We start from the raw sequence: 24,997 nt of genomic DNA on the forward strand, positions 1-24,997 counted from the left end.
AAATATGCGATTAAGTAATATCTTGCTGTTACACATAAATGATGACTGCAGATATTTTTACAACGTTAAATGTATATTATTTTCTCTTAAGAATTTTATCTCAACACCTAAAAGATAAGCATCAAGTGACACGTCCTGAGCAGACAATGTAACATCATAATCATTAGACTGTATATATAGCTCAATATTTTTAAGCTCAGCCTCATTTGATGTTTCAACAAGCGCTTTAAGCAAATCGTGCACTTTTGCCACTTGCTGCTGAGGAAGTGATAGCTTAAATGATTTAATATTTTTATCAACATACTTAGCAATCGGCTCAATTGATAATGCATTAATTCGTAGCTGATCATTATAAGCATCGATACTTGCCTCACCTTCAACAATGACGGTTTCATCAACAGAGATCAAATGCTTAACCGCGTCATATAATTCACTAAAAATCACCAACTCCAAGCGCTCACAACCATCATCAAGCTGCAAAACGCCCATCAACTTCCCTGCCTTTGTTTTTCGTTGCGCCATCGCTACGACAACACCTGCAAGCAGAATAGACTCTTTGCGTGTTGTTGCTGCAATGCGATTTAAAGGCTGAACATTGAAGTGCTTAAGCCACATTCTATCTTCATCAATAATATGCCCTGACAAGAACATTCCTAACACTGATTTTTCAAAAATCAACTTATCTTTAGTGCTCCAACTCGGTACATTGATATGTGATATATCGCGTGCTATGTCATTTGATGACTCAGGTTCGCTAAAACCGAACAAATCAAGCTGACCGCTATTTTGCATCTGGCTTTTTTGCTCAGCTGCCTTCATTGCATCTTCAATTGTTGCAACAAGTGTTTGCCTATTTTCAGCAAAACCATCCATTGCACCTGCGTAAATAAGCGCCTCACAGACACGTTTATTGGCTTTTCGTGTATCGACACGCGCACAAAAATCATATAAATCTTTAAACGCCCCATTTTGTTGACGTTCTGCCAAAATCCCTTCAATTGCCGCAAGACCAACGCCTTTGATCGCACCAAGACCATAGACAAGCTCCGTCTGTTGATTTACGGTAAAATAATAATCACTGACATTGATATGTGGCAAAATGAGCTTTAATTGCATCTTTTGGCATTCTGAAATAAAGTTGACCACCTTATCCGTGTTATCCATATCCGACGATAATACCGCTGCCATAAAGGCTTCCGGATAATGTGCCTTTAAAAAGGCAGTTTGATAAGACACCAAAGCATATGCTGCAGAATGTGATTTATTAAAGCCGTATTTTGCGAACTCTTCCATCAAGTCAAAGATTGAGCTTGCAAGCTTGGCATCAATGCCATTTTCAGATGCCCCTTTTTCAAAAGTCTCACGCTGTTTTGCCATCTCTTCAGGGATCTTTTTGCCCATCGCGCGACGCAACAAATCTGCACCACCTAGAGAATAATTTGCTAGAATTTGCGCAATCTGCATCACTTGCTCTTGATACAAAATCGTGCCATAGGTTTCTTCCAAGACATCTTTCAAATCAGGATGCGGATAGCTTACCTCTTGTCTGCCATGCTTACGATTAACAAAGTCATCTACCATGCCCGAGCCTAAAGGTCCTGGACGATACAAGGCCACCAAAGCGATAATATCTTCAAAGCAATCCGGTCTTAGACGTTTGATCAACTCCTTCATGCCGCGCGACTCTAGCTGGAAAACACCGGTGGTTTCGCCATTTTGCAAAAGCTGAAAGGTTCTTTTATCGGTCATTGGAATCAGCGCAATATCAAGCGCAGACTCATTCTGTAAACGTCTTTGTTTATTAACAATTTTTAAAGCATTATCAATGATGGTTAAGTTTCTTAAACCCAAAAAGTCAAACTTAACCAAGCCAACTTCTTCAACATCTTTTTTGTCAAACTGTGTTACTAGTTGTTTGGTACCTTCTTCACAATACACCGGTGAGAAGTCAGTCACCTTAGAAGGTGAAATCACCACCCCTGCTGCATGCTTACCGACACTGCGCGTCAAACCCTCAAGCTTTAGTGCAATCTTAACAATTTCATCCGCTGTTTCATCTTGTTGGCATAAATCATGCAATGGTGTTTCAGGTGCTGAAGCATCTTTAAGTTTAATCCCAAGATCATTGGGAATTAACTTGGCAATTCTATCGACAAAACCATAAGGCTGCCCAAGCACACGCCCAACATCACGCACTACGGCTTTGGCTGCCATCGACCCATAGGTAATGATTTGTGAAACACTCTCGCTACCATATTTTTGTGCAACATACTCAATCACACGATCACGACCATCCATACAAAAATCAATATCAAAATCCGGCATCGATACCCGCTCTGGATTTAGAAAACGCTCAAACAGCAAACCATAAGGAATCGGGTCAATATCGGTAATCTTAAGCGCGTAAGCAACTAACGATCCAGCACCGGAGCCTCGCCCTGGACCGACAGGAATATCATGATCTTTTGACCATTGAATAAAGTCTGCAACGATTAGGAAATACCCAGGAAATCCCATCTGGCAAATCACATCAATCTCAACTTGCAAGCGCGCTTTATAACTTTCGATAATGGCGGATCTATCTTCATCTTTTTTACCCATCAGAATAAAATCAAAACGCTCATCCAATCCCTTAAAAGACACTTCAGCAAAATACTCAGCTTCCGTCATCCCCTCTGGGATGTCAAAACACGGTAACACCGCATCACCTAAATTAAACGTGACATTAGCATTTTGTGCAATGTATACACTATTGCTTAAACTTTGCGGGATATCCGAAAATAGCTCGCACATCTCATCTGCTGAGCGCAAGTATTGTTTAGGCGTGTATTGACTTTTACGTGTTTGATCTAACAAGGTATAGCCTTGATAGATACCCACACGTACCTCGTGATCCGAGTACTCCTCTTCATTTAAGAAACACACATCATTGGTTGCCACCACAGCAACTTGATAATCTTGTGCTAAGGCAACTGCTTTTTGGATATAATCTTCCTCACCATCATGACCAATGCGTTGAAGCTCGATAAAGAAGTTTTCTTTTGGAATAAGTTTAAGATACGCCTCTAAAATACTTTCTGCTTCAGTATCTTTTTGCGCTAAATAGCTCTGTGCAATTTCACCTTTAAACCCACCGCTTAGCACAAAAACATGTGTAAAATCAAAGCTTGCTAACGTGCTTTTTGGCAGCACAGGAATGCCGTTGACTCTATTGGCATAAAGATAGGCGTGTGAAATCAAATCAACAATGACTTGATAGCCTTGATTATCTTTAGCAATTAACGTTAATGGATAATGCGCACGATCAACCTCAATCCAAATTTCACTACCAAATATCGGCTTAACGCCACTGGCAAGTGCTGCCTTATAAAATTTCACTGCGGCAAACATATTGCACATATCGGTTAATGCAACCGCTGCTAATTTGCGCTTAACGCATTCCTCAAGCAGTGGCTTAATGCGGATAATGCTATCCATCAACGAGTATTCGCTGTGCAGTTTTAAATGAACAAAATTCGCTGGCATGATATCTTCTCTATTTGTTATGTGCCGCTGTAGATATAACAGCTGGCATATTTAACTTCATTAAGCATTGAGATTGCTAGATAACTTTATGAACCATCATTCTAACGATCCAGATAGAAATTGAATAGCATTTTTCAATGAAATCAAACAGACTTTGCTAATTTCCAACGTATTGCAACACTGAGGCCATTTGGCTTAATATTCTCAATCGTAATAATACCGTTGGTTTGATGGACAAGCTCATAAACAATAGCCAATCCAAGACCAAAGCCAGCACTTACACGCGCCTCACTTTGATTATCTGCTTGATAACGCGCTCTAAAAAGAGCATTAGGATCTTCCGCTTCTGGAATTCCTAGCCCATTGTCTTGTATAGATAATATGACAACATCTTTAACAACTGTTAGCTTAACCATTATCTTATCTGCAAATCTATTGGAGTTATTAATTAAGTTATACAATATTCGCTTAAAAATTAACATACTCCCAGTCACAATGACATTTCTATCTAAACCTTCATAGCTGATGTTAATTTCTTGAATTTGATACTCTTCAACAATCACCTCAGTAAGCGAGTTTAGCTCAATAGCTTCGAAGCTTTGCTGCGTTGTTGAACCAACTGTTAATATTTCTTTAATCATTTGATTCACTTCATCTATATCTTTAAGACTATTAACAACTTCTGTTGACTGCCCTAATGTGTGCAAACGATAATAAATACGCGTCAATGGCGTTTTCAAATCATGAGAGATTGCTTCTAGTGTTTTGATCCGTGTATTCATCAGATCGGTAATACGATTTCTTAACAGCCCAGCAAGGGAAGTACTTCCATTTAAAACATCTTTCAAAACGCTTTTCCCCTTAGGGATATGCAACTCTTCTAACACATTATGTGCTGCCCGAACAGACTTATATAGCCGATAAACAATTAGTCCTGATATCAATAAAAGTAAAATGATGAAAAGACTCAACGCTATGCGCCCTCCAATACTAAATAGCATATAACTATAGTTAGGCCTCACCTGCACGTTTAGCCATAAATTATCCTTAATATAAATAGATAAGTTACCATTTTTTACTTGATGATTATCCAAATATTTTTGCAGAGCATCTTTAGTTTTCACATGAAGCTCTGGCTCATAGAGAGGCTTAGGTGAAATATCAAGATCAAAGTAAAAATTATCAAAATATATATTGGCATAATGCGCTTTAGTCATTAGATTACTAAACACACCTTCTTCGTGTGTTTTGCCATAGTTTACAATATCCATAATGGTCCAAACAACACGATGATGAACATTAATTTTCACCACTTGAGTCACTTGTAGATACGTATGAGATACTAAAATAGCTATCGCTAAAACAAAGCTGCTAACAATCAATAAAGGAAAGCGCATTATTCATAGCAGGTGGCTCTGCCCATCTTTGAGATATTTACATCTGATGCTAGCATATAACCTTTATTATGAACAGTTTTTATCATAGCTGGTTGCTTAGGATCTTGCTCAATTTTCTTACGTAATAAACTGATACGCACATCAATACTTCTATCATATACATTCCGCTTGATATCCTTGAGCTCCTTAATCAAAAAATCACGTGATAAAATTTTACCTGGGTTTTTTAATAATAGGCGTAAAAGCTCGAAGTCCGAAGTAGACAAAGAGTAACTAATGCCTGAGGGTGACTTTAAACAAAAGGTTTTTGTATTAAGCTCCCAACCATCAAAATGATAAATGACAAAACCTTCAATACTCGTTTCACGCGATACAGACTTATTATCGACAGTCATGCCCGATGTACGCCTTAAAATAGCTTCACACCTTGCCACAAGTTCAGCAGGGTTGATGGGTTTAGTGATGCAAGCATCAATCCCAGAGTTAAATGCCAAAACAAACTTTGTTGGACGAATATCATTATCATCCAAGCACGTCATCATGATAATTGGAGTATTACATACCGTGCGAATTCTTTCACAAACAGAAACCCCATCTAGCTCCGGCATAATCAAATCTAGCAATATAATATCAAAACTATTTTCTGTCTGAGATAAATACACATCAATGTCAACCCCCGTCTTTCTTGTCTTAACCGATATACCAAAATAATCTACTAGATTTCTTTTTAAACACTCAGAAATAACCTCGTCATCATCAATGATTAATAAACTACTCAGCTTCGACAACTTAAACTCTCCCTATATTTTTTATCTATACGTCAGTATAAAAACATACCTACACTAAGTCTATATCAACACTACATTTATGTATAAAAAAAACCCAACAAATAATGGGCTCATAATCCTTTAAAAGGCATAACTCCAGCATTTTTCGAAACTAAAATACGAGAGTATTTACGCAATAGTTATATGCTCATCATAAACCAAGCAACAGTAATACAATGTGAAATTTTATATATTTTTGTAAATCAGATACCTTGATGTAAAGTTTGCTTCTAAATATGACGATTACAATCACCATAACACATGCAGGCATTACCTCTTTTGTCTTTATAACACTTTAGTTTAAAAATATTAATATTTAATAAAATACAATAATAACTTATTACTTTACAAAAAAATAACTTTAGAAATAATTAATGGTGCGAAACATAACTATTATGTTTTGCATACTTAGGGCTTAATGGCTAATAGTTTGCATCAGCTAGGAAACACTTAAAAGATACGTAATCACTAGACGATGGAAACTAAATCAGATGGATTTCAACTTAAGGTTTTAACAAAAATCCATCCAAGCTGTTTTGTATTTGATATAGACAAAATTTTGGAGATATAAACTATGAAGAAATTAATTCTTGTTGTTTTGGGATTTATTGCAGTTAGCAGCACCTTTGCATATGCAGGCACTAAAGCAAGATCTTGTGACTTTAATCCCGCACCGGATTATGGATCTAATTACTTTAGATGTGAGGTTGATGGTTGGGGAGACACAACATTAATGGCAGATTATCATTACATCACTGCAAGTAACATAGGAGGTAATGCAGGGGATCTTAAAAATTTAACATGTAGTTTCTATCATGCGCAGCTGAAAGATAAATTTCCTAGCACTAGCGATTATGAAGTGACGATGCAAGGCAATGTTAATTTCAATTTAAAAGCTCTGCGACAAAAGCCTCTATATGTCGCAAACCAAGTGTTAGCTGTTTCTGTTAGTAGCGAACAATCATCTAGAATGGGCATAATTTGCCATACAAACCCTTAATTTACTCTGCGTATGTAGTTTCTATGCGATCGAAGACAGAGCACCACGGGTTTGCCCATGAGTGAATAGATACCCCCGGGCTTACCCTCAGGTATCTATACATATTTGCGAATTTTTTTGTGAAGATACATTAACTATAAGCTTGGCAACTAGAGCTATGACCTGCAGTTCAATCGCCAAAAAACATCAAAAACTTCTTCGACACTTAACACAGCAAAGTGATTTACGAACAGTATAGAGCAAACTACGGTTTTTAAACACTTGGTCAGCCTGACGCTACCACCTATGTTGCAAGGCAAAGTGTTGAACTAGCAAAATGGATAACTTCAGATTAAAAAGGATAAATCAGCTATGAGAAAATATTCAAAAAATATGATAGGTATAGCCATAGGAGCAACCATAGGGGTCTTTAGTTATGGAGCCTCCATTAACCAAGTCCTCAACGAACCAATAAAACCTACGCAATGTCCAACAATAAAAAACCTAACAGGTGGGGATGCATACATACGTCTTACATTGCATAGTGGCGACTACTTTTATTTGTCACAACTGCTTAAAGCTTATGATGTAAGTGCAAGGATGTCTCAAGAAAAAGGAAAAATTAGTAATGAAGTTATATACACTTACCATTTCACCTTGAATGATCTTCGCCCTTGGTCTTTTGATAGCAATAGTCGATTACCTAATATATCACTAGAACCTGCATCGATTTATATTACAGCCAAATGTCTTAATGGAAATTTTTATGCAATTCATGATAACTCTCCTAGCACTGGATTTGACAGTGATCACGTAAAACTTGATGAATACACAGGCAATGGTAGCAATATTCACAATATACAACATAACTCTAATGATGCATTCTTTAACTTTAATCATGACACAATAGGACAAGGAACTATTGGTGATACTAAGATACCCACGTCAGCATCAGTGCAGTATACGATTTACTTTCAAGGTCACCAGAAAAATTCAGTCCATTAATCACATCCAAATTATCATAAAAATAAGCAATTACATAGCCAATAACAACTACCATACATACTACTGATAATATATAAAAAATATAACCTGAAATTGGGATAGTATCATTTGCTGCATCTTGCTGAGCATTAAAGATAGCTTCAGCATGCCTGACTCTAATGATCAATCCAACAACAACCCCAACGATAATTGCAAGCATTATTTGAGACACCGGCACCATAACAACATCAAAGCTTAACAAACTTTGTATGAAACCAACGACAAGCGAGAAAACAATCACCATAACCAACGGGTTATTATATTGCACCTTGATTATCTGTACGCAATGATATATCAAGCGCAAAGATAGTCCTACGATAATCACACTAATCACTATCCCCCACTCATAAAAAATCATAAGCCATATATTGTAAGGCTCGGCAATAAAAGCATGCCATGATAGATAAGATAGCATTGAATGCATAAGAGCTACCACAGCCAAAACAGGGTGTAATAAAAATCGCTTAAATGCTGAAACATATGAGTTTAATTGCTCAGCATAATGCCTATACTGCCCTGAATAAATTGATATCTTTATCAGTGAATGATGCTTTACTAAGCAACAACACAGGTAGCTTAAAACGGCAAACATAAGACCTAGCAACATTCCCCTTAAATATTGAAAGAAAATACTGCGAAAGCATAATAAACCTATAATGCTAATCGCTATCCATTCAACTAAAGCAGCTTTTGACCCCGTGATGATTAAAAAATACCAACCTATACTTGTTGTCGCTAACCCAAGCACTTGTCTTATTTGTTTTACTTTTTTTATTTTATTTTTTCCTTGCTGATGGATAAAAAAACAACCGATCAATGGCAATATTAAACTGACATATTGATCTAAAAAATGAAGCCGTGGGACTAAAATAACTGGCTTATGGTTATACAAGCTAATAAACAGTTCATTTGGTTCCTGTATGATTCCATAGCCATTTATTATTATCAAGATAGCTAAGAGCCAAAAACTCAATCCGCAAACTACAATAAGAGGCAAAATACTTCTATCACCATAGTTTATAACCAAGACCACAAAAAACAGTGCCAACATAATAAGAGCATAACTCATTGCCAACATCAGCAATGAAAAGTTTGCATAATCTGTGTCTAAAGCCAAGACCAAACCTGATATAAAACACAATCCAACTAAGATGCTTGTTTTATAATAAGTCGCGCAAATAAAACTGATCGACTGTAAACTGGTTTTGCTAAATAGTGCAAACAATACTAGACAGAAAATAGTAAGCTGAATTAGTCTGTGCTCGTTATAAAAGTTTAGTTGATTAATCTGGAAAGGTATGACGATGGCAAAAAATACTACCATTAACACTAAGCTATACCACAATAAGAAGCTACTTTTTAGATAAAGCCACAAGCAACCTATACATTTTTTCAATGCGTGCATAGCCCTCTGCATGCCCATTAACTCCTAAATCTAAGTTATGAATGATTAACCCAAGGTCGACTTAAGCAGTTATAAATGTTCATTTCCCCTGATAATAATCCTTGCTGAAAAGGTGTTCTTTTGATTGTTGACTGGATTTTACTTGGCGTTATTAATACAATTTTATAGCGTCTAGTCCATTTGCGAATCGTCGGCATTGCAAAACCCGTTATCTCTGAAACTTGGCAATAACTAAGCTTCATATTTTGAAAATCCAGTAGAACTTCCTTGGCTGATTTACCGAAACGTTGACACATCATAGTTTCAAAATTTGCCCCGTATTGATTTACCGCTGGCATACACCCTCCTCAATTATTGTTCGCTTACGTTACAAACGCATCTTAAAACACTTCATGGAATTGCTATTTGCGGAGCAGCAAAACAAATATGTTACTTATTGTTTGGGGTCAATAGGCATCACGATTATTTTACTGCTCAACCTCGTTAAAAAGATGCTACTGCCTGCAGGGTAATCTTACCTTGGTATTCTCCTGAAGGCGCATCTGCTAAATTTGGTGCCACTATATCTATATTTGTCAAAGCATATTCAAAACCATCTGGCTTCACAGTGACTTGTTCAAAAACAGGTTTATCAGGTAATAATAACGATTTTATAACGGGCGTGATCTGACCTGTCTCTGCTGATAAGGAAATAATTAAAGGGTTCATCACAAGATTTGATTGACTCAATGATGGCGATTTTACTAAAGTTGCCATATGCGTATTCGCCATAGCACAGTATGACTGTCCAAGATAGGTCGTAGTATATTCACAGCTTAGGTGAAATTTCACCTTGTCATACTGCAAAGTATTACTTTTATATTGTAAGCTTAAATGTGCTTTTGTTATGTAATCATGACTAGAAATGTCTTTCACCAAATGTACCACTGTATCTCGACTTTGAATGCCATTTTTAAGAAGCATCAGCGACATCATTTTCTGAACAGAGATAGTAAAGTTATTTAATACAACCGTATTTATACTATCTGTTAAGGGATGCATGACACCATCAATCATAAGCTGCGATGGCATAAGATTGACTTTAAAACTCACAGGAGAAACCAAACGATAATCTCCCGCGCCTAACTTTAATGCCTCACTGGCAGGATAAGGCGTAAGATAAAGCGCACTTAATTGTAAGGCAAGATTTTTATTAGTACCCGCAGCTGATGTGATACGAAAGCCCTGATAACAGCTATTTAAATGAATAAACTGTGCAAGCCCTGAATGTATAAGATTACATTTATCATCAGTTAAACGTCCTAAACCTGCTAGAAAGTGATATTCACTACCAACTAACGCTAATTGTAAGGTGACAACCCTTCCTGTTTCAATGCTTTCAAATTGTGCTTTTACAGGAATGATCAAATTCTGCAGACTATCGGCTTGTAGTATCGCATTTGTTTGTGTTCTGACTTGCCAAATAAATGACTGTGGTAGCCTAATTTGTGTTGCTAAAGGGTAGCGATTAAGCATCATGATATTACGACTACCTGAGGCTAGTGATGTTCTATCTGCATTATAATATGCGCTGGCATTAATATTCAGCGTATGCGTATCTATATTCTGACAAATCTGAGCATTGGTTCCACTAAGTAGATGACAATGATCTGCTGGAACTAATGAAAGCATTTGGTGCTGACTAAAAGAATTCGCCATTGCAGGATGTGATGTATAAGACAGCATAGTAGGCAATGCCGTAGGTTTATTAACTCTAGCCATTGCTGGTGTGAATGCTTGCATACTTGCTGCTTGGGCATATGAGAAAGACCAACACCCAAGTAACATCCCCATACAAATGACCATGTATCCCATCATCAAGCTTATTAGCTTATTTTTGACTGTTGTCCTGGAGTGAATGGTAAAGTCTATTTGATTAAACTGCATGATTTTCCCCATTAAGCTCTTTGTTTATCTTCGTATTCGTATTGATATCTAAATATCTTGCCAGCATGTCACTTGCCAAGGTAATGGGGTTATGCTCATCATATTGTTTCTTCAGCCTAAGCGCTTCGTGTGCTAATGCAATGGAAGCACAATGAATAACTCCAAGCCAGCTTCCTTGATGCAACGTAGCAACTTGCTGGGCTGTTAAGTGATAGTTACAGTGATGATGATCGCTATCGACAATATGTAAGACAGGGTCTGTTTTGTCCATTTCAATATCAAAAAAACCACTGCCATCACTAACGCTTACATTTGATTGGTTACTAACATTAGCATACTCAAGCGGCTTATCCTCCACCATAATTTGACCTAACACCTGAGTAACCGCTGTAATATGCCGTGTTGTTCCATATATATTGCCAGGATATAAAACAAAATCATCATCAAAATGCTTCCATACAAGCTGCTGATCGCTGCTGTCTCCATCTAGAAGATAAGCATGATAGGGTTGATATGGTGATAAAGGAATATAGTTTCGCCCACTATGTACAGGATAAAACGCGCCATTAATAACCATGTTCATATCAGCATCATCTGCACCTTCTAAGTTTAGCAGCATGCCGCTATCACCTTCATCTCCACTTGCTGCCAAACCATGACTATTGGCAACAAAACTACCTTGCAACGAGCCATTGAGCGATTGTGTGCGTGTTGGATTAAACTGTGCTTGTGCATTTAAATTACCCTGTAACCAACGATGATTAAAACCTAGATCACTATAAACAGTCGTCGTACGATCAGAATTATCATCGGCAGCTTTTGAATAGCTTGCCCCAACATCAAAAGAAGAAATGGTATCTTCTGCATCCAATGCTGGCGTAAAGGTCATATTATTATCCGATGAACGTGTATAAGGATGATACGTCGAGTTAAGATTAATGCTCGAACCATTCTCAAAGTTATAACTTAGCGTCAAACCAACACTATAATCAAAACTTCTTCCTGTGACGTTTTCCCCAGTTTGATCTTGCCAAGTGGCATTGATATTTCCTGTAATATAAAATCCATAATCTTGAAATAAAGTTAACGAATAATTGGCATTATAATTGGGTCTATGCTGTCGTATATCATAACTGGCATTTAATCCCAAAGCGCCAAAATTTGACAACCCTAAAGAAAGATTAGCACCAATTTGTGATGCATCAAATGAAAAAGGAGAGCGTGCTGTATTGCTCTTGCCGGTCTGATTATAATAAACACCACCACTTAACCAATCTGTAAATGCCTTATTTGTGTTGACATTCACCCCATATCCCCCAGCACTGTCATGTCCGGCAGATGTTGTAATGCTTATCCAAGGGAAACTCACTAAAGCATCTACCTCATAAACACTTAATGCACCTACGGCATAAGCTGCTAGGTTTGTCATAACATATCGGCTGACTACTGCTTTTAAGCTAGCACCTGCATAGGGCAAGCCAAAAGCAGTGGAGTTGATGTTCTGCGCCACGCCAACCCAAAGTGCGAAAGCTGTTTTACTTTTAGGATCAAGGTTTGACATATCAAAAGGCTTATTGACAGTCTGAATGATGGTTCTGATTAAGTCAGATCCTTGATACACCTTAATCTCAACTTGGTAAACACCACTTGGAAAGCTGCTGGTATCTATTTCATGAGAACCAATACCATAACTTTGTACGGTCAATAACTGTGAATTTCGATACACTCTCACCGTTGCTTTTTGGTCCAAAAAAATAATCAAGGGATTGATTGAGCTTGAACCTTTATTCTCGATCATGTTTGTAGTAGAATACCACGCCACACCCAAGGTTCCACTACTATAACCATAAGTCAGATTAAGTGCATTGGAGCTAAAGATACTCCCCGCGTTATTATAACCGATTGACAACGAAGTCTTTTTAAAGTCATGTATCAGCTGCAACTGGCTTAAGCTGCCCTCATTACCATTATCTGTTGTCGACAAATAACCTGCACTATCTAAATGTGTCTTACCAAAACCGGTAATATTTTTAACTGCTAATGAGGCAACAGAATCATACTTCTCATCACCAAAATTCTGCGAGACATTTAGGTTATACTGAAACATGCTCGATAAATAACGCCGATAAGGATCGGGTAAATAGTCGATACCTTGAGACTGCTGATGTGCAAAGAGTGACTGATCAACATAGAAGCTCAGCCGTAGAGTATCCAAATCAAGATTAGCCAAAAAAGCAGGTTGACCCACTTTACAATCAGCTAAACTACTTAGCATTGGTGTACAGTAAAGGATCTGGTTAATCAACATTCCTTTAGTAAAGTGCTTAGCAAGATAGTGCTTGACTTCTGGCTTAAGCTTTAATTGATGAAAGACTTTCTCTAAATCTATCTTTAAATAATGATTTGATAACAACCGCACACTAAAATCACCCAATGGACTATCAGCAAACTGTGCAGTTACCGTAAAATTTGCTTGGGTGAAATCAGCTAAAAACACCTTGGGAATCGCTGACCAATCTAGAGGTTTTATGGTTTTTGGAAAGCTTGCTACCTTAGTTTCTTCCGATAGTTTGGCATTTTCCTTTGTTACGTTTATTTTGCGCTCTTTGATCCTTTTATCCTCTGTGTGGCTATGTCCCTCTTTGAGGATGGGTGAGTTCTGAGAGAAATCATTATGTAATGAGAGATTATAAAGCGCCAATGCCCGCTCATAGGGTTTTGTCAACCACGGCATTCGCATAGGCAGCTTAATCGTTTGAATAAAGGGAGTAGTATCTGTATTAGAATCTGTATGTTCATCGCTCGTTGTCAATACATTTTTTTGCGTTTGCCTATGCATTATCGGTAACGTAGAAACACCATACGCACACGGTAGTGATAACACACTACCTATTAGCAATGACAAACATTTATAGTTAAAAGACATAATACTTCCCCACTAGCATTATAATATAAAAATTTGGTAACTACCCAGCAGCATGATAAGCAGATAGAAAGTGGACCATTTTAAAGCCAGATATATTTGAAAATAAATCAAACTTCTTGTTGAGTGATGATTGTCGAACAAAATTGATTTTATTTAGCTCTGTTTTTCTGTGCATTTTTAGACCTACCGAGTAAAATTTAAAACAAAGCACACAACCTTAAAATTCGCTTTTAAAAACCATATGAATCACCATTGATAGAAACAGTTTTCGCTTAGAACACTGCCATGGTAATAAGCTATCTATGCAGTTGAAGACAGAGCAGCACGGGTTTGCCCGTAGGTATCTATCGATATCCTATTTTAAGAATCACATATTCTATGGATCACAGGTGCATTAATAACCTATTACCCCCACCCTTCCTCTGTAATTGTCAAAGTAATCTGAGCTCTATAATATCCTTTAAATTTTGAATCTGCTAGATCATACCCTGAACTAGTATTATCAACTCCTGCCATATAACCAAAAGCGATATAGCCAGACTGATTTGCTGCAATGGTCTGTTTATATGTATAGCCCTTAGAGTTTTGAGCTGAAGTTGCTGAAGCATTCCACTTATTAGGAGTCCAGAAACTACGACTAAGTGCTGTACTAGTTATATCAGATGGCAATTGATTTACAGAACCAACCTCAAGTTTATTGCTTGGCGGCATATATATAAAAGAGCCAATATGATAGGGGCTAACATTCCCATACCCATCTAAGGTACTTACGTTAACTGTAAGTTTAAAAGTGGTTAATGGCTTACCAGAAGATGGATTACTATCATATACTTCCAATACTGTTTGCTCAAGAAAGGATGAAAGTTTAGTTGGTTCAGGGTTAGCTGCTGTAACATTAGCACATAGCCTATAATCGTTATAAGTTGTCACAAATGGGGTATAATCAGGACAGGTTATTTGACCTTGTGAATCAATTTGACCGTTATTCCAAAGACGAAGACCTATTTCAGGATTCATGTGATAGCTTGCAATAACGTCTATTTGCTGACTATTTGAAGCACCACTCACTACAGTAGAAGGCACTGCCAGCGCCGCTGTAGTCATACTTAATGTTAAAAAACCTATTAATACTAATTTTGTTTTCATCTTTACTCCCCTTATAGCACATTGGTAAATGTTGGTGTAACTGTGATAGTTAACTGACCTTTAAAGCTATCCATAGACCAGCTACCGACATCCGTATTAGTAGCTTCACCTAGAATCGCCACTGGCAAGATGATTGCTTTGGATTGATTAGCTGAACTTATGGAATATGTTGGTGAACCGCTCAAAGGTACGACACCTTCAGCTTCAAGATTCTGATAATAGGAAGGAGGCAAAGCATTTCCTAAGCCTTTAGGATCAAAAGTAATTTCACTCTGATCAACAGTATTAGCCGCACCATAGACCTTCGCTGATATTTTTTGACTAGTGTGAGTTTTACCCACAAGTTCAGCGTCATCATTAGCTGAAAGCTTAATACTACTAAACTGTATTAACCCTGTATCTCCCGAGTCATAAATCTCTACTGCTCCCATAGCATTTAATTGTGAAAAATCACTAAATTTCGTTGGAGCATCTTGCAAAGTACTAATCCCCCCCCAATAAGTATCAGTGGCACCAGTCGAACTTTTTCCTCCCAGATTGAAAGCTACTGTTCCTCCTGCAAGGTTATTCCCCACAAAATAACGAATACTCACCGCAGGTGGTTGCGGATTACCAATCGTTGCATTAACAATTAGGTTAGTAGATGCCGAAAAGGCACTACTTGCAGCACCTATAGCCACTATTAATAATGGTATTTTTAAAGCACTTTTCATTTTTCTCTCCCATAGATTAGGCATAAAGTTAAACATTACCTACATTAAGGCTTAGGCATACCTCCCCAAAAAAATAACTATTTCTAATGAGCAATTAAAAGATACCTTCTATCTTGCTCCCCTCCTTTGCTGACAATTAAGCTAACTTTAGATTTATACTCTGAAAGGTCTAAGGTACGAGTTTGATCCGGATACAATCTAAATTGATGACTTACGTAACCCTTGCCGCAAAATAACTCTACAAACTGCCCAGCTGCAATCATGTGTTTTGATTTCAATATAGGCTTACTAAGAATATGACTCCCTATACATTCCCCACTAAAATCAAGCAATAACAATGCATTGCCATCATTTTTAATTTGAACGGTATTATGTGTTTGCTTAAGACTATAGTGATAATCTGGTTCTTTAGGTTCTACAACTACTGCTGTCGAGACGCCCATGCCAATTGTAGTTACTGCTGCTAATTTCTTCTGTTGCTCATCACTGACATCAAAACCATACTTCTTACTAGGAATAACCGGTTGAAAATCAATACGGTAAAACCCAAGTTTATTAAGCTTATTTCCTTGCGGCATAATCAGATTAACCGCCACCTTATGTTTAGGCGCAAGTACAATATGCTGTTTGGTTGGCAATATACTTTCAGCCATCTCTTTTGGTGTTAATAACACATCTTTTTCTTTGTGCTTCCCTTTACCAAAAGGATTCTCTGCCTTGTATATCCTGACGATATAATACAAAACTGCTGAACAACTATTATTTGTAATTGTTTTAGTAAGCTCCATTTTGCCATCTTTATCTTTATGCCAATAATCAAACAAACCATTAACGGCAATCCCCCCAGAGCAGTCCTTATATGGCACAGCCTGAACTGTTGTAAACGCCATAGCTCCTGCAAGAACACATGCAGATAGCTGTGCTTTTCTTATTGCATTTGTCACATTAAAATATTTTTTTAGTTTACCCATAGACTTTATTATCAACATTGATACCACCCCAAAAAGTTAATCATCCCATTGTTGTTTACAAAAATTGAAAGCTTGATGAATGTCATTAATAGAACAACATCAACCTAGCCCCTCCTCCAAGGCACTCCCCCTAGAGCAAGGTCATTAAAACCCATCTAAAAGTAAATTTGCGTCAAATAATGTAAATATATGTAAATGTTATAGCATATAAATTTACATATATTTACACTTGATTACGTGGGAAACAATAAAATATTGAGAGGCTATCTACTGCTCGCGAATAATCTTAGTTCTAGGGGGCGTTTATCTTTCAAACCAAAGTTAATATAAGGAAAACATATGAAAAAACAAATTATGATGACAACGATCACAGGAGCCCTGATATGCGCATCTTCCTTAGCAATAGCAAATGCACGTTCAGGGCTTGTTGTTGGCGGTCAAATTGGTTATGCGAAACCTAATGTGCAATGGAACAGCATCAATTCTTCTGATATTAAAAAAGGTAATCTACTTTTTGGCGCACACATTGGCTTTGATGTCGCCTTGTCAAATTACTTATCTTTTGGACCTGAGGTTGGTGTATTTTATAGTAATAATTTATCCAAGATTAGCTCTTCAGGAGACACCGATAAAGTCAGCAACCTCATTGTACCAGTATTAGCTGATATCAAGTTGTATACACCGATTGGAATCAACTTCTTTGCTAAGATGGGGGTTTCTTATGTTAACCCTTCTGCAAGCAAGACCGGCTCCTCTTATTCAATCAATTGGAAAAGTAGTTGGAACTTCACTGCGGCTGCCGGTGTTGGCTATCAAATTGGACCGGTGAATATTTTTGCACAATATATGCATATCTTTGGCAAAGATGGTGTTAGTGTAGATGGCAAAAAAGGTACAGGCTACGCCGCTAAAATCGATGCGATTACTTTAGGTTTAGCTTATACGTTCTAAATGACTAAAATCTTTCTTTTGCAACTGACTATACTGTGCGCGGTCTTAGTCATTGGGAATGTGTTGAAGCATTTTGTTGTAGATTTGGCGTATTGATTTGCAGACAATAGTCAGCTCTATTATCAAAAATGAATACGCCAAAGATGCTCAAAAGTCAAAATAAAGGGGGATCAGCTAGTGAAATTCGTCGCATACGTGCTATTGGTAATTACCACTATAGTATGGGGACTTGGCTTTGTTGCACAAAAATATGCCATGGGCACAATGCAACCCTTCTTTTTTAATGCGATACGCTTTAGTATCGGTGCTGTTGCACTTATGCCCATGGCATTATGTTTTAAGAGTAAACACAAACACCCCAAACAGTTAGATTGGCAAGAGTTACGTACGGGTATTATCTGCGGTGTTATTTTGTTCACCGCAGCAACCATGCAACAAATTGGTATCTGTTATACCACAGCAAGTAAAACAAGCTTTATTACAGGCATGTATATTGTACTGGTTCCAATACTTGGACTTCTGCTGTTCAAACAAAAAACCCGTAAGCTTATTTTTGTGACCACCTTAACAGCATTGGTTGGACTTGGGTTATTGGTACTAAATAAAAACCTGACGATTAAACTTGGTGACAGTATTGTCTTTATTGGTGCTATATTTTGGGCATTACACGTGCTTTATATCTGTAAAGTCTCAGCCAAATATAATGCATTAAGACTCACGATATACCAGATTATGATTGCCTCATTGATTAGTTATTTTTTTGCATTTATGTTGGAAAACATCACCATTAAAAACATCTATTTATCCGCTGTACCATTACTATACTCTGGTATTTTAGCAACAGGTGTTGCCTACCTTTTTCAAATTATTGGTCAGCGCTATGTCTCCTCAACAAATGCGGCGTTAATCCTTAGCTCTGAATCGGTTTTTGGCGCACTTGGCAGTATGGTTATTTTAGGAGAATCGCTTTCCATAATACAAATTATCGGCTGTATAATTATGTTTTTGAGTATCATTATCGCTCAACTGATTCCAAACACTTAATCCATTACTAGCCATCGTAAATCATTTTATGAGCGGTATAGATATCTTGTAATTAGCTAAAGCATTTCCCAAGGTCACTATACGATGTTGAAACTAAGGTGGCTTTAATAACTGCTGAAGATGGCATGCTTTGCTTTACTATAAAAGGTACTGATGGTTGATATTTAGTATTAACTAAGGTTATTTTATTCTCCCCTTTACTAGGTGAACTCAACGCCACAATTATAGATGATAATGATTTACCACCAAAGCTACTGTCAAAATGATGTGGGGTTGTGTCTGTAAATGCAAGTGTCGGAGTCTTAGGGTCAACTGACCTAGCTATCTTTCCACAATACCATTCCATATTAGTTTTACCATTTTCTTGGTAGAAAAAAGTAAGTGCAAATTTATAGTTTGCAGCTCCAACAGTCGCCCCCTGAAAATTAATCCCAATAACCTTGCTGGTGATATCAGCATATGACATTGTACAAGATAGAAACATCATAGATAGTATTAAGTATTTTTTCATTGTTTTACTCCTTTTAAATGACTTAAAGCCCATGTTGTAAGGCTGTTTATTACACACAAAGGAACCCACTAAGCCATTTATTGTTAGACAAATATTTGATTTTTTTGATATTAACCTGACGTTACGCATTTTGCTTGCTCAATACCTTACCTTGAAAGCCTAACACCTTCTCTTGCAAAAAGATGGTAGTGCAGATTGCATGCAGCGTTTTATTTCTCTAAAAATATGTAACCTCAGACATTAAGATGATTCATGGGATATTGATCAAGTATCCACAAGGATTAGATTACCCTAACATATCTGAAATGCAATTTAAAATATGTTATGAATTATTAAGGAATATTAAACAATGTAATGAACTGGGTTTCTTACACAACTGGCGTTTTGCACTTAGCAATTTTTTTTAAATATCATCTTGTCTGCTTCGTAACCACCCCTTTGATAATCGGTTATTTTTTTGCGATACACTGGCGAGATATAACATTGCCAGACTTTATTGAAATCGGTTAAATCTGAATACGCTAGCAATACTTCGTCAATATACTGCATCACCCGTGGTAAATAACACAGGTAATTTTTGCGTTTATTCTGAATATCTTGGCGTGTAAAAATACCCAAACATTTCAAGTGGCGTTGTAAGCCCATCAAATCAAACCAGCGCCTAAACTTAGGCAATGTTATTTCTTGATTAAGCAAACCCTGCTCAATTGCCATGCGATGACATGACACCACACTTTGATCAACTAACTGCTTTGGTAATGTTAAATAGCAGTCTTTTAATACCGATACTAAATCATAGGTAATCGGACCATTCACTGCGTCCTGAAAATCAATGAGCCCTAATGTTTGATCCGGCAAACACATCATGTTTTTACTGTGAAAATCTCTAAACACAAACACATTGGGCTGCTCAAGTGCATTAGCAACAAGAAGCGATTGCAGTTGATGATAAGGCGCCTCCAATAGATGCAAGGTCTCCGCATCAAGTCCCAACCATTGCCAAAACCAAAGCTTCATCACATCAAGTTCAGAGGCAAATTTTGTTTTTTCATAATTAGGGAAAAGCGCTTTATCAATCTGCCAGAACTTTGGAATCAGTGCCAGAACCTGATCATATTGCTTAATATTTTTTTCAGCATTTTTTTCAGCACGCACTGCATGATAAAGCTGAGTATCACCAAAATCATCCAATAATAAAAAACCACTTTCTTGGTCATAGGCATAACACTCTGGTGTTTGCAAATTAAAGTGGCGCAAAAGGCGCGTAACTCTAAAGAACACATCAGGTTTCTCTCGATCCAATGGCGCATCCATCACGACATAGCTTTTATTTTCAAGATTAACGCGATAGTACTGGCGAAAACTGGCATCACCAACAATTGACACCAAAGTTGGTTCCACATTTGGAAATAGTCCTTTTAGCCACTCAATAATCTGTAAAAATCTAGATTGCACGACTTTTTCCTAGAAATCTAACAACAACGCGATAGAATAGCAGTAGTTTTGGTTTGATGAAACCTAGAATTCCTAGCAAATAGGCAAAAGGATAATATTTATTCAATGAACAAGTTTACAAATTTACACCGAAAAATTTTGCATTTGGCAATGCTTTGCGCCATCCCTGGTATTGGACTAAGCAAAATCACCATTGAAAATCCTTTGCAGAAATCTTGGCAATGTAGCGCTGACGGTGATACGTGGAAATGCGTTGAAGTTAACAACAATAATGCAGACTTATTTAAAAAAGGTGTATTACCTAAAGAAAAGAAACAAATTATTGCTGATGCTTTAGGCTGGGTACCAACCAACGATCCCAACAATATTTGTGGCGGTTACTATTACCAATCCCCTATTAATAAAAACCCCTCTGATGAAGCCAAAATCAATGCCCAACAGTATCAATACGCACGTAGTGGCACGATTACTGCGGAAGGTGCCGTTGAAGTAAACAAAGGCAATCAATACCTTGCTGCTGACAAGGCTGTTTTAAAACAAAACAAAGACAAAAAAATCGACCAGATTGACTTAACCGGTAATGTTAACTTGAGTCAACCTGGGCAGCTGGCAATTGGCTCACAAGGACAAGCTAACATCAGCACTAATACTGCAACACTTGATGATACCTACTACTTAATCCGCGTACGTGAGAAACCAGGTGGCTCAATGGCAAACTTAACCTCTGATGAAATCGATAACAAAGCAAACAATTTCACGGGTTACGCCCATGGTCATGCCAATAAAATTATTCAAAAAAGCAAGACAGATTACACGCTACAAAAAGCAACCTATGCCACAGATAACCCTTACGGCAATGACTGGATGATGAGCGCGACAACTATTGACCTTGATCGAGCATCAGGGCTTGGCACCGCTTATAACACATTGTTTTATGTAAAAGATGTGCCTATTTTATATTGGCCATATATGACCTTCCCAATTGATAACCGTCGACGCACTGGTTTCTTATATCCAACAGCAGGCTACAATAGCAACTCTGGCTACTATTTATCGACACCTTTTTATTGGAATATGGCACCCAACTATGATTTGCTATTAACGCCAACCATTTATAATCACCGCGGAATCTTACTAGATGGTAACTTCCGCTATCTAACTGAAACGCAAAGCGGCAATCTTGATGTGCAATACATGCCACATGACAGACGTAATAACACTGATCGCAAAGCATTTTCTTTTACTGACAATGGTCAATATGGCAAGAATTGGTCAAGCTATATCAACTACCAATATATTGGTGATAAAGATTTCTACAATGATTTTGATAGTGACAATATCGGTCTTTCAACACAAACTTTACTTGATCGCCAGGCATCGGTTAGTTACAGCGACTCGCACTGGAATTTTAATACCACAGTACAATCATACGATGTCATTGATGATACAATGTATCTGGCAAACCGGCCTTATTCAACCTTGCCACAAATCAATGCCAACGCAACTTACCCGGGACTCCTACCACACATGGATTTCAACTGGGATAATCAGTTTACCTACTTTACTAAACCTAGCTTAAATGGCGTATCACAAGTTGGGGGGCAACGTTATTATAGCGCGCCGAAAGTAAGCTTTCCTTTCCAGAAAAGCTGGGGCTTTTTCACACCATCACTGACGCTATCTGAAACAGCGTATACCTTGCAAAATAGGAGTGCAGCAAGCACAACTGGTTTCAGTCAAAACCAATACCCTGAACAAAACATCATTAGAAGTTTGCCCATTATCAATATTGATACCGGCTTATACTTTGATCGCAAGTTTAGCTTCAACAATCATAATTACACGCAAACGCTAGAACCACGACTATTCTATACGTATATCCCGTATCAAAACCAAAGCAATATTCCATTATTTGATACATCATTAAGCAATTTTAGCTACGCATCTTTATTCCAGAGCAATATTTTCACTGGGATTGATCGCATTAATAATGCCAATCAAATCTCTTATGCACTTGAGACTTCGGTTAATGATCAAGATACTGGTATGAGCGTGTTAAGTGCCGGTATTGGGCAGATTCTTTATTTTGCTGATCGCAAAGTGTCATTATGCTCCGGCACAAATACTAATTGCGCTAACTCGTATGTACCTTTTCACGACAGCTCTACTTCTGATATCGCGGCATTTTTTAACTATCGCTTTTTACCACACTGGCAATTAATGACCTCAGGCACTTACAACCCGATCAACAACAATGTCGACTCGCAAACTTACCAAGTGCAATACATGCCGGATAGCAACCACATCTTTAATGTGGCATACCAAAATATCAAAAATAACTACGCAGCTTTAACACCTGCGCAAATTCAAGCAGGCACCTTACCCGACCCATTGTCACAAGTAACTGTTTCAAGCATCTGGCGCTTAACACCACATTGGTCAGTCACCGGTCTTTGGAGCTATGCATTTAATTCAAGACATACAACAAATATGTTTGCAGGCATTCAATACGATGCTTGCAGCTGGGCGGTTCGTTTCTTAGCACAGCGCTATGTCAACTCATCAAGTGACCCTAATAATCCAACCAACATCACAGGACCATTGACCAATGCCTTTATTGTTCAGTTTGAATTAAAAGGCTTGGGTGGCAGCAGTGAAAGCTCACTTGATGAACGTCTGACCATGATTCCAGGCTATACACCAAACAGTGGATTTAACTAACGCTGAGAAAGACTATTCAACACTTCGCTATGGGTATATAATGCATGGCATTACAAAGCTTTAGTTGATTTTTTCATGCACTTACGCACTAAATTTATGGCTTTTGCCAGCACACTTGCTCTTGGCACATTGGCATTCGCCAACACCCCTCCCGCCCTATTACAAAAACCGGGCGCCACACATGCGCAAAACACCACCATCAAAGGCAAACATTTAATCAATGGGATTGTTGCCATTGTCAATGATCAAGCGATTACCTTAGATCAGTTAAATATTGAAGTTGCTAAAACCAAAGCACAACTTGATAGCAATCCTAATGCACCAATACCGGACGATCTCACGCTACAGCGCCAAGTCTTGCAACAGTTGATTAATCAGACCATTGCGCTACAAATGGCTAAACGTCAAGGCATAAATGTGACTGACAATGAAGTTAATAATTCAATTGCCGAAGTAACAGCGCAAAATGGCATCACATTGGCACAGCTCAAGCAAAAGCTTAAAGCGTCAAATCTTGACTACAGCACCTATTATCAAACGGTAAAAGATCAGCTCATTATTAATAAACTACAACAGCGTGCCGTTGCAGGTAAGGTTTATATCTCACCAACAGAAGTTGATAAGTATATCAAAAAGCATTTTAGTGATAATCAAACTGAATATTTAGTTAACAATATCGTTTTGTCTCTACCTGACAACCCAACAACTGAAGATCAACAGAAAGTCATTACCGAAGCGAAAGAGATTATTCAATCAATCAAAGATAAAAAAATCACCTTTGCCGATGCTGCTAAGAAATATTCACAAGCAGGCAATGCAAGTAGTGGTGGCTCGCTTGATTGGAAAACAATTAATAAACTACCAAGCATCTATCAAAACGAAGTTGAAGCGCTGCAAAACGGACAAATCAGTGCACCATTTATTGCTAATGGTAGTGTTCAAATTATTGAACTCGCCGACAGTAAAACACCGGAAAGTGCCAAGCACTTTGTTGAACAATATCACGTTCAACAAATCGTCATTAACACGTCTCCAGTTGTTACTGACAATGATGCAAAAGCCAAATTAATGCGCATTTTAACCGCACTTGATAACCACCAGTCATTTAGTGATCTTGCCAAAGCAAACTCTGATGCACTTGATAATGCTGATAGCGGTGGCGACATGGGCTGGATTAGCTTAAATGCTCAACCGTCAGCATTAGCACAAGCAATTAAGGCCGCTAAACTAAAGAAAGTAAGCGCACCTTTTAAAGTAAATAATGGTTGGCAAATCATCGAGGTGCTTGCCAAACGCAAACAAGATGACACGGCTAATTATCAAAAAGAGCAAGCGATGATGGCTTTATTTAATGAAAATGCGCAGCAAGCCTTAAAAACGTGGATGTTATCATTGCGTGATAGCGCGTATGTTGAGATTGTTGATAAAAACTTAAATTTGCCTGAAGCATAAAAAC

At 37.7% G+C, this 24,997-nt stretch carries 18 protein-coding genes; 6 read left to right on the top strand and 12 right to left on the bottom strand.

The window, feature by feature from the left end:
- Nucleotides 1–57: 57 nt before the first annotated feature.
- The 3 genes from dnaE to IE867_RS09255 all read right to left on the bottom strand — a co-directional run bounded on the left by dnaE (nt 58) and on the right by IE867_RS09255 (nt 5,710).
- Nucleotides 58–3,525 carry a DNA polymerase III subunit alpha gene (gene dnaE / locus IE867_RS09245; RefSeq protein WP_192484440.1) on the bottom strand — a complete coding sequence of 1,156 codons (3,468 nt, stop codon included), beginning with the start codon at nt 3,523–3,525 and terminating at the stop codon, nt 58–60.
- Between the two features lie 143 nt (nt 3,526–3,668).
- Nucleotides 3,669–4,922, bottom strand: coding sequence for a sensor histidine kinase (locus tag IE867_RS09250; protein ID WP_192484441.1), 1,254 nt, complete (start codon nt 4,920–4,922; stop codon nt 3,669–3,671).
- Entirely contained in the window at nt 4,922–5,710 is a 789-nt protein-coding gene (locus tag IE867_RS09255) for a response regulator transcription factor (RefSeq protein WP_192484442.1), read from the bottom strand. Before IE867_RS09255 ends, IE867_RS09250 begins: the two co-directional genes overlap by 1 nt.
- Nucleotides 5,711–6,323: 613 nt before the next feature.
- Here IE867_RS09255 and IE867_RS09260 point away from each other — a divergent pair.
- Complete coding sequence (locus tag IE867_RS09260; RefSeq protein WP_192484443.1) at nt 6,324–6,749, top strand: hypothetical protein; 426 nt, start codon at nt 6,324–6,326, stop codon at nt 6,747–6,749.
- A 351-nt stretch (nt 6,750–7,100) separates the two neighbouring features.
- On the top strand, nt 7,101–7,733 hold the full coding sequence (locus tag IE867_RS09265; protein WP_192484444.1) for a hypothetical protein: 633 nt from the start codon (nt 7,101–7,103) through the stop codon (nt 7,731–7,733).
- Here the strand turns inward: IE867_RS09265 and IE867_RS09270 are convergent.
- The 7 genes from IE867_RS09270 to IE867_RS09300 form a co-directional block, all read right to left on the bottom strand.
- Nucleotides 7,660–9,189 (bottom strand): hypothetical protein, encoded by a 1,530-nt coding sequence (locus IE867_RS09270; RefSeq protein WP_192484445.1) that lies wholly within the window; start codon nt 9,187–9,189, stop codon nt 7,660–7,662. The genes IE867_RS09265 and IE867_RS09270 overlap by 74 nt on opposite strands.
- A gap of 23 nt (nt 9,190–9,212) precedes the next feature.
- Nucleotides 9,213–9,515, bottom strand: coding sequence for a MerR family transcriptional regulator (locus IE867_RS09275; RefSeq protein WP_192484446.1), 303 nt, complete (start codon nt 9,513–9,515; stop codon nt 9,213–9,215).
- 145 nt (nt 9,516–9,660) lie between these two features.
- Nucleotides 9,661–11,103 (bottom strand): hypothetical protein, encoded by a 1,443-nt coding sequence (locus IE867_RS09280; RefSeq protein WP_192484447.1) that lies wholly within the window; start codon nt 11,101–11,103, stop codon nt 9,661–9,663.
- A complete protein-coding gene (locus tag IE867_RS09285) occupies nt 11,093–14,029 on the bottom strand; it encodes a TcfC E-set like domain-containing protein (protein ID WP_192484448.1) in 2,937 nt (978 codons plus the stop codon). Before IE867_RS09285 ends, IE867_RS09280 begins: the two co-directional genes overlap by 11 nt.
- Before the next feature lie 405 nt (nt 14,030–14,434).
- A complete protein-coding gene (locus IE867_RS09290; RefSeq protein ID WP_192484449.1) occupies nt 14,435–15,175 on the bottom strand; it encodes a hypothetical protein in 741 nt (246 codons plus the stop codon).
- 11 nt (nt 15,176–15,186) lie between these two features.
- Nucleotides 15,187–15,888 (bottom strand): hypothetical protein, encoded by a 702-nt coding sequence (locus IE867_RS09295; RefSeq protein WP_192484450.1) that lies wholly within the window; start codon nt 15,886–15,888, stop codon nt 15,187–15,189.
- 83 nt (nt 15,889–15,971) lie between these two features.
- Nucleotides 15,972–16,877, bottom strand: coding sequence for a hypothetical protein (locus IE867_RS09300; protein WP_192484451.1), 906 nt, complete (start codon nt 16,875–16,877; stop codon nt 15,972–15,974).
- A gap of 321 nt (nt 16,878–17,198) precedes the next feature.
- Here IE867_RS09300 and IE867_RS09305 point away from each other — a divergent pair, with 321 nt between their 5' ends.
- On the top strand, nt 17,199–17,810 hold the full coding sequence (locus tag IE867_RS09305; protein WP_192484452.1) for an outer membrane beta-barrel protein: 612 nt from the start codon (nt 17,199–17,201) through the stop codon (nt 17,808–17,810).
- 177 nt (nt 17,811–17,987) lie between these two features.
- A complete protein-coding gene (locus IE867_RS09310; protein ID WP_192484453.1) occupies nt 17,988–18,854 on the top strand; it encodes a DMT family transporter in 867 nt (288 codons plus the stop codon).
- A 52-nt stretch (nt 18,855–18,906) separates the two neighbouring features.
- Here the strand turns inward: IE867_RS09310 and IE867_RS09315 are convergent, their stop codons facing one another.
- Together IE867_RS09315 and IE867_RS09320 are read right to left on the bottom strand one after the other, a co-directional pair.
- Nucleotides 18,907–19,365 carry a hypothetical protein gene (locus IE867_RS09315; protein ID WP_192484454.1) on the bottom strand — a complete coding sequence of 153 codons (459 nt, stop codon included), beginning with the start codon at nt 19,363–19,365 and terminating at the stop codon, nt 18,907–18,909.
- Nucleotides 19,366–19,755: 390 nt separating this feature from the next.
- Nucleotides 19,756–20,820 carry an aminoglycoside phosphotransferase family protein gene (locus IE867_RS09320; protein WP_192484455.1) on the bottom strand — a complete coding sequence of 355 codons (1,065 nt, stop codon included), beginning with the start codon at nt 20,818–20,820 and terminating at the stop codon, nt 19,756–19,758.
- A gap of 105 nt (nt 20,821–20,925) precedes the next feature.
- On the opposite strand from IE867_RS09320, the gene IE867_RS09325 reads away from it, so the two are divergent.
- On the top strand, nt 20,926–23,541 hold the full coding sequence (locus IE867_RS09325) for an LPS-assembly protein LptD (protein WP_192484456.1): 2,616 nt from the start codon (nt 20,926–20,928) through the stop codon (nt 23,539–23,541).
- A gap of 75 nt (nt 23,542–23,616) precedes the next feature.
- Nucleotides 23,617–24,993: a peptidylprolyl isomerase gene (locus IE867_RS09330; RefSeq protein WP_192484457.1), complete on the top strand. Its 1,377-nt coding sequence runs from the start codon at nt 23,617–23,619 to the stop codon at nt 24,991–24,993.
- The last annotated feature ends 4 nt before the right edge of the window (nt 24,994–24,997 follow it).

It is taken from the genome of Cysteiniphilum marinum (genome assembly GCF_014857925.1).
GTDB classification, from domain to species: domain Bacteria; phylum Pseudomonadota; class Gammaproteobacteria; order Francisellales; family Francisellaceae; genus Caedibacter; species Caedibacter marinus.